This window comes from Psychrobacter sp. 1U2, from assembly GCF_051847575.1.
The window spans coordinates 1-835 of sequence record NZ_JBPYDC010000785.1; the positions used below are offsets into that span (position 1 = coordinate 1).

Genomic DNA, 835 nt, shown 5'->3' on the forward strand with positions numbered 1-835 from the left:
CTGTGACAACAGCTCATTGCCATCCGTGATGGGCAAATAATGGGTATACTGTTTGGCAGTTTGTAACAATCGATAAGTCTTACCTGTACCTGCGACACCCGTATAAATAATGTTGGTAGGCTCGCTAATGGGTCTGTCATTCATAACTTCACTCAATATTAAAACGATTGATAAAAACAATAGACATAGGGTTTGCAACTCTTCGATAGTTACGTTACTACTATTTTGTGTGCAGGGTCATTTATGGTACTAATATTAATCAGATGCAAGTAGTAATCAGATGTATTGCTTTATTCGTTATCTAAAAATGCCCAACCAGATTAATTTGAGGAACGTTGTATGTCAGGATTATTAAATAAGCTACCCAGTAAATTATCGACGAAGATACCAGCTAAGTTACCTGAAAAAATATCTGATGCGCTAACCCCTCAAGCAAATACCCCGTCGAACCCTAGCTCGCTTAAGCCTGTAAACAATCAATTTACCAAGCTGTTATCCATTACCAAATATCTACCTACTGCTGCACGCTCGACTATTTTATCCAAAGCCTTTGGTAAAGTCGTGCCTTATGTGGGGACCACGGGTGTCTATTACGAAACCGTAGAACCCAATCAAGTGGTGGTCAGCTTAAACAACAATAAACCTGTACAAAACCATATTGGCTCTATTCATGCGGTCGCTGTTACACTACTTGCTGAGACCGCCACAGGCTTTATCTTAGGGTTAAACCTACCTTCTGATCGTGTGCTGTTGATAAAATCTTATTCTGTCAATTTTTATCGTCCGCTTAAAAAAGGGCAAGTAGCAGCGGTCGCTACCTTAAGTGATGAACAGC

At 40.1% G+C, this 835-nt stretch carries 1 protein-coding gene; it reads left to right on the forward strand.

The features are described from left to right. Nucleotides 1–339 precede the first annotated feature (339 nt). Nucleotides 340–835, forward strand: a 496-nt coding sequence (locus tag ACS8FD_RS18735; RefSeq protein ID WP_439276958.1) for a DUF4442 domain-containing protein, incomplete at its 3' end; no start/stop codon positions are given.